We start from the raw sequence: 6,326 nt of genomic DNA on the forward strand, positions 1-6,326 counted from the left end.
CCGGTCGGAGGAGGAGACATGGACGAGAACACGCCCGTCTTCGCGATCGCCGTCGCCGCCGAGCTGGCGGGGATGCACCCGCAGACCCTGCGGCAGTACGACCGGCTCGGGCTCGTGAGCCCGACCCGCACCGCGGGCAAGTCGCGCCGCTACTCGATGCGCGACGTGGTGCAGCTGCGCGAGGTCGCCCGGCTCTCCTCCGAGGGCGTCTCTCTCGAGGGCATCGCGCGCATCCTGCAGCTCGAGAACCAGGTGCAGTCGCTCTCGCAGCGGGTGCGCGAGCTGGAGTCGGCGCTCGCCGATGAGCTCCTGAACCGGCCGGGCCGCCGCGTGTTCGCCGCCGGACTCGAGGGGGACGTGGTCACTCTGCGCCACGGCACGCGCGCGCAGCGCCGGACCGAGCTGGTCGTCTGGCGCCCCGCGCCACGATCAGAGGCCGACGACGACGCCACGCCCTGAACGAGGGGTAGCCTGACCGGGCGCCGCCCCGTCATCGCGGCGCCCGTCCCTCCGCTCGGGGCGGAGAGCAGGAGGACCGCCGTGGACCACGACAGCAGCACCCCGCGCGACGAGCGCGACGCCCGCCGGGAGCAGGCCGCCCAGGAGCAGGCCCCCCAGGAGCAGGCGTCGGACGCCTCGCGACAGGAGCAGGCCCCGGACGCCACGCGCGCGTCCCGCAGGACGCCCGTCGTCCCCGACAACGGGTTCTCCCGCGAGTCCTACGCGATCCACGCCACCCGCAGCGACCTCCCCCTCTTCTCGGATGCGCTGAACGCCGGCCGCGACGACTCCGGCTGGCTGTCGTCGCTCTCGAGCACCCTCGCCGGTCCCACCGGGCCGGTCGGCTCCCCGGACTCGGCCGCCGAGACGGCGCAGGCGGCGCTCGACCGCCGCACCCGCCGTCGGAGCGACGAGTCCGACTCCTGAGCCGCAGCCCCGGCTAGTCGCGCAGGCGCGTGGCGGCCATCCGGGCGTCGACCAGGCGGCCGCCGCTGAGGCGGGCGAGGATCACGGAGCCGAACGGCAGCGCGCGCACGAGGGGCAGGCCCTCGACCCGTTCCTCGTCCGTGTAGCCGAGGAGGACGTACATCCCGACCACGGCGATCGCGGCGATCGTCGCGACCCGCGCCGGGATCTGGTCCATCGTGCCGCCTCCGCCGTCGATCGGCTCGGCGAGCGTGACGCACATGAGGAAGATCGACGCGTAGACCGCCAGGTGCACGTGGGAGCGGCTCCACGGGCGCGCGAGCGCGGCGATCGGCAGGATCCAGAGGGCGTACCAGGGGTGGATGGCGGTCGACGCCGTCACGAACGCGAGCAGCGCACCGGACAGGCGGGCGAGCGGATCGATGGAGCGCCGCGACAGCATGAGGCGCGCAGCGATCAGGCCGGCGAGCCCGAGCGCGAGGATCTTGACCACGGCGATCGCCGCGGCGGGGTCGTGACCGGTGAACTCGACGGCGCGGGAGACCGAGACCGTGACGAACGACATCGGCGCGTACCAGTGCAGGATCGAGCCGGGCACGACCATCGCCGCGACCCAGCCGACCCCGACGCCCGCGAGCAGCCCGACGGCGACCACGAGGCCGAGCGCTCCGGCGCCCGTCCAGAGCCAGCCGCGGGTGCGCTCGCGCCACGTCGCGTCGTGGCGCAGCCACAGGAGCGCGAGCACGGGGAGCGCGATCACGGCGATCGGCTTGATCGCGATCGCTCCGGCCATCAGCACGACGGCGGCGATGCGCCGGTCGGTCTGGGCGTAGTAGAGCGACGCGAGGATGAGCGCCAGCATCACGGAGTCGTTGTGGCCGGCGACGACGAAGAGCACGAGGGTCAGCGGGTTGGCGACGATCGTCCAGGCGGTGAGCGGGACCGAGAGGCCGCGCAGGCGCGCCAGGCGGAGCGCGTAGACGGCCATGACGGCCACGCCCGCGACCGACACGGCGCGGAGCATCGCGATCGAGAGCTCCGGTGCGCCGTAGCCCGCGAACTGCACGGCGGTGCGCTCGATCAGGAGGTAGAGGGGCCCGTAGGGCGTGGGCGTGTCGGCCCAGAGCGGGTCGACGCCGAGGTCGAACCAGCCGGGGAGCGTCGCGACGCCGTGGGTGTAGGGGTCGATGCCCTGGGTCATCAGGCGCCCCTGCGCCACGTAGGAGAACATGTCGTGGCTGAACAGCGGCACCGTCACGAGGAGCGGAGCGGTCCAGGCGAGGGCCGCCACCACGATGGTGCGGACGGAGCCGGGGCCCGCCGCGAGCGCGACCGTGCGCAGGCGGAGCCACGCGATCAGCAGCAGCATCCCGCCGCCCACGACGAGGGCGCCGCTGGACTCGGTGAGCCAGCCCGTGGCGCGGATCGATGCGACGAGAGGCCAGTCGCGGATGGGCGAGCCGGCGGGCAGGTAGCCCACGCCGAGCGAGCCGAGGAGGATCGCGATCGAGCCCAGCAGGCCCGTCGCCAGCGGCGCGGCCCCCATGAAGCGGAGCCGCGGTCGGCGCTGCCGTCCCGTTGCCCGGGCCGTGTCCGGCCGCTCGATCGTCCCCCGTGAAGCCATCGGAGCCACGCTAAAGGATGGGACTCCGAAGTGCATGGACGGCCGGTGAACGGTTGATCAGTCGGCGCTCAGGTTGTACAAGCACCCGCACGCGCACCGATCAGGGCAGGCGCGGCACCGGGGCCGGCTCCGCGAAGCGCAGCTGGTTGCCGAACGGATCGATCACGTCGAGCGCGAAGCCGAACGGCGTGCGGGTGATCCGCGGGTTGAGGTAGGGGTACGCCTTCGCGTCGAGCTCGGCGTGCAGCTCGCGGACTCCGCGGAGGGCGACGTGCACGGCGGCGCCGGGACTGCCGTCGCGGTGGTGCTCGCTGAGGTGCAGGCGGAGCCCCGAGCGCGACACCTGCAGGTAGAGGGGGGCGTCGAGCGCGGCGCGGTGCTCCCAGTCCACCTCGAAGCCGAGGTAGTCGACGTAGAACTCGCCCGCCTTGGCGACCGAGAAGATCCGCAGGATGGGCACGGCCGCCTCCAGCCGGACCGGCTCGAGCCGGTCCGGCTCCTCCGCGCTCGACCGGTCCCGTGCACGCCGTCTCGTCTCCACGCCACGAGGCTAGCCGCCCCGCGGTCGGCCCGGCGCCGGCGGGTCAGTCGACGAGATCGAGAGCGCGCAGCAGCCGGAGGGTCTCGACCCCGGCGGGCGGGCAGCGGCCCGCATCGGAGCCGTCGACCCAGTGCAGCGAGTCGATCTCGCCGCTCGGGCGCGCCTCCCGGTCGAGCTCGGCGGCGAAGACGCTCATGTGGACCTCCCGCCCCTCCGGCTCGCCGTGCGCCTGGGTGCGGACGGTGAACAGGGGCTCGAGGCCGAGCGCGACGGCGCCGAGCTCCTCGCGGGCCTCGCGGGCCGCCGCCTCGATCCCGCTCTCGCCCTCGTCGACCTTGCCGCCGGGGAGGTAGAGGACGTCGCGGCCCCGCGCCGTGACCATCAGGACGCGCCGGTCGCGGAGGACGGCGACGGCGGACACGACGATCGGCGGGAGGGTGCTCATCCGCTCATCATGCCCGCCGCGGGCGGACCGTCGCGGCGCCCCCGCGGCTACCATGGGGGCACACCAGAAGGACGCGCGCAGCCGGCGCGCGCCGGGGCCCCGTGCGCCCGAACAGCTGAGGAGCAACCCGTGGCAGAACCCACCACCCTCGACAAAGTCATCACCCTCGCGCAGCACAGGGGATTCGTCTTCCCCTCGGGTGAGATCTACGGGGGCACCCGCTCCGCGTGGGACTACGGGCCGCTCGGCGTGGAGTTCAAGGAGAACATCAAGCGCCAGTGGTGGAAGACCTTCGTGCAGGGCCGGGGCGACGTCGTCGGCCTGGACTCCGCGGTCATCCTGCCCACGGCGATCTGGCACGCCTCGGGACACGTCGGCGTCTTCTCGGACCCGCTGACCGAGTCGCTGATCACCCACAAGCGCTACCGCGCCGACCACCTCTTCGAGAAGTACGAGGAGGTCAACGGCCACCCGCCCGTGAACGGCCTCGCCGACATCCCGGACCCGGAGCACCCCGACAAGGTCGGCCAGTGGACCGAGATCAAGCAGTTCTCGGGCCTGATGAAGACCTACCTCGGCGTCGTCGACGACGAGTCGGGGCTGCACTACCTGCGTCCCGAGACCGCCCAGGGCATCTTCACCAACTTCGCGAACGTGCTGCAGAGCGCCCGTCGCAAGCCGCCCTTCGGCATCGGCCAGATCGGCAAGGCGTTCCGCAACGAGATCACCCCCGGCAACTTCATCTTCCGCACCCGCGAGTTCGAGCAGATGGAGCTCGAGTTCTTCGTCGAGCCCGGCACGGACGAGGAGTGGCAGGAGACCTGGATGCAGCTCGCCTGGGACTGGTTCGTCGGGCTCGGGATGAACCCCGAGAACATCCGGCAGTACGAGCACCCGAAGGACAAGCTCTCCCACTACTCCAAGCGCACCGTCGACATCGAGTACCGCTTCAGCTTCGCCTCGGGCGAGTGGGGCGAGCTGATGGGAGTCGCGAACCGCACCGACTACGACCTCAAGACGCACATCGAGCACTCGGGCAAGGACCTCTCGTTCTTCGACCAGAACAAGAACGAGCGCTACGTGCCGTTCGTGATCGAGCCGTCGTTCGGCCTCACCCGCGCGCTCATGGCGTTCCTCGTCGACGCCTACGAGGAGCAGGAGCTGCCGCCGAACGCCAAGGGCAAGGTCGAGACGCGGACCGTGCTGCACCTCGACCCGCGCCTGGCGCCGGTGAAGGTGGCCGTGCTGCCGCTCTCGCGCAACGAGGCCCTCTCGCCGCTCGCGCGCCGCGTCGCCGACCAGCTGCGCCAGCTCTGGAACGTCGACTTCGACGACTCCGGAGCGATCGGCCGCCGCTACCGCCGCCAGGACGAGATCGGCACCCCGTACTGCGTGACCGTCGACTTCGACTCGCTCGAGGACGACGCCGTGACCGTCCGCGACCGCGACACGATGAAGCAGGAGCGCATCCCGCTCGAGCAGCTCGAGTCGTACCTCTTCACCGGGCTCCGCGGGGCCTGACGCTCCTCCCGGGACGCCGCCGACCGGACGGGCCGGCGGCGTCCCGGAGGGCGCGGACCAGCCGGCCCTGCGGTCAGCGCTCGCGGGTGAGCAGGGCGAAGACGAAGGTCGAGGTCCACTCGCCCTTGCAGAACTCGTCCTCCCGGTGGTGCGCCTCGAGGCGCATCCCGAGGCGCTCGCAGAGGCGGGCGGAGGCGGTGTTCCGAGCGTCGAGCTGCGCGATCACGCGGTGGGCGCCGAGGGTGTCGAACGCGAGGTCGAGCAGCGCCCGGGCGGCCTCGGTCGCGTAGCCGCGCCCCTGCGCCTCCGGGTGCAGCACCCAGCCGATCTCGACCGCCTCCTGCTCGACGGACGTCGCGATGAGCGTGAGGTCGCCGATCATCCGCCCGGCGAGGACGCACTCCCGGGGGACGATCGCCAGCACGGCCGCGTCGCCGTCAGCGGCGAGCCGTGTCGAGGGGAGGCGGCGCTGCAGGTGCGCCCGCGACTCCTCGGGGGTGCGCACCGGCCAGCGGAGGAACCGGACGGCGTCGGCGTCGCCCTGGTAGCGCGCGTGGTCCTCGGCGTCCTCCGGTCCGAGGGGACGCAGGAGCAGGCGCTCGGTGAGCAGCGGCGCGGAGCGCAGCGGCTCCGCGTCGAAGGGGAGCCGGAGGCTCACGCGGTGGCGGCGTCAGAGTCGGGGCGCGCGGCGGCGGGCTCGGCCGGGACCTCGATGCCGAAGAGCGCCTCGAGCCCGGTGAGGTACGCCTCCTGCGCTCCGGCGCGCGCGTAGTCGCGGGCGCGGACGCTCGGGGTGTGCAGCAGCACGCCGGCGAGGTGGCGGAGCGCCTGCTCGGTGCGGCCGTCCTCGTCGCCGCGCGAGCGGGCCCGCTCGATCTCGGCGTCGAGCGCGTCGAACACGTGGGCGCGCAGGGCGACGACGGCCGGAGTGAGGCTCTTCTCGTCGGCGACGTCCGAGAACTTCCTGGCCGCCTTGTCGACGAGCGCGCGCGCCTGCTGCGACGCGTCGAGCACGTCGAGAGGCGCGTGCAGGCTGATCGTCTCGAGGTCGAGGAGCTCGACGCCGGCGACCGAGGTGACGTCGGAGGCGACGTTGCGCGGCAGGCCCAGGTCGATCACGAGCTGGCGCTCGCGAGAAAAGCCCTGGAGGCGCCCGGCGGCGAGCAGAGCGGCGTCGAGCACCGGCTCCTGGGTCGTCGTGCAGGTGATGACGATGTCGGCCGAGACCGCCTCGAGCGCGAGATCGGCGGCGGCGATGGGCCGGAGCG

7 protein-coding genes and 1 pseudogene are annotated in these 6,326 nt (G+C 73.0%); 3 read left to right on the forward strand and 5 right to left on the reverse strand.

Annotated features, from left to right (window positions below; translation table 11 throughout):
• Positions 1 to 18 precede the first annotated feature (18 nt).
• Both C5D04_RS13220 and C5D04_RS13225 read left to right on the forward strand, forming a co-directional pair.
• Positions 19 to 459, forward strand: a complete 441-nt coding sequence (locus C5D04_RS13220; protein ID WP_104222887.1) for a heat shock protein transcriptional repressor HspR — start codon at positions 19 to 21, stop codon at positions 457 to 459.
• A gap of 81 nt (positions 460 to 540) precedes the next feature.
• Positions 541 to 927, forward strand: coding sequence for a hypothetical protein (locus C5D04_RS13225; RefSeq protein ID WP_104292209.1), 387 nt, complete (start codon positions 541 to 543; stop codon positions 925 to 927).
• Between the two features lie 13 nt (positions 928 to 940).
• Here the strand turns inward: C5D04_RS13225 and mptB are convergent, their stop codons facing one another.
• From mptB to C5D04_RS13240, 3 genes are all read right to left on the reverse strand, one after another.
• Entirely contained in the window at positions 941 to 2,551 is a 1,611-nt protein-coding gene (gene mptB, locus C5D04_RS13230; RefSeq protein ID WP_146078463.1) for a polyprenol phosphomannose-dependent alpha 1,6 mannosyltransferase MptB, read from the reverse strand.
• Between the two features lie 100 nt (positions 2,552 to 2,651).
• Positions 2,652 to 3,092 (reverse strand): glyoxalase superfamily protein, encoded by a 441-nt coding sequence (locus C5D04_RS13235; RefSeq protein WP_208543318.1) that lies wholly within the window; start codon positions 3,090 to 3,092, stop codon positions 2,652 to 2,654.
• A gap of 43 nt (positions 3,093 to 3,135) precedes the next feature.
• Complete coding sequence (locus tag C5D04_RS13240) at positions 3,136 to 3,537, reverse strand: NUDIX domain-containing protein (protein ID WP_104292211.1); 402 nt, start codon at positions 3,535 to 3,537, stop codon at positions 3,136 to 3,138.
• A gap of 129 nt (positions 3,538 to 3,666) precedes the next feature.
• On the opposite strand from C5D04_RS13240, the gene C5D04_RS13245 reads away from it, so the two are divergent.
• Positions 3,667 to 5,058 carry a glycine--tRNA ligase gene (locus tag C5D04_RS13245; protein WP_104226140.1) on the forward strand — a complete coding sequence of 464 codons (1,392 nt, stop codon included), beginning with the start codon at positions 3,667 to 3,669 and terminating at the stop codon, positions 5,056 to 5,058.
• Positions 5,059 to 5,131: 73 nt separating this feature from the next.
• Here the strand turns inward: C5D04_RS13245 and C5D04_RS13250 are convergent, their stop codons facing one another.
• Positions 5,132 to 5,716 (reverse strand): GNAT family N-acetyltransferase, encoded by a 585-nt coding sequence (locus C5D04_RS13250; protein ID WP_219815028.1) that lies wholly within the window; start codon positions 5,714 to 5,716, stop codon positions 5,132 to 5,134.
• A pseudogene (locus C5D04_RS13255) lies at positions 5,713 to 6,326 on the reverse strand (glutamyl-tRNA reductase); the annotation flags it as partial. The pseudogene C5D04_RS13255 and the gene C5D04_RS13250, both read right to left, overlap by 4 nt.

Source organism: Rathayibacter sp. AY1D2, from assembly GCF_002932695.1.
Lineage (GTDB): Bacteria > Actinomycetota > Actinomycetes > Actinomycetales > Microbacteriaceae > Rathayibacter.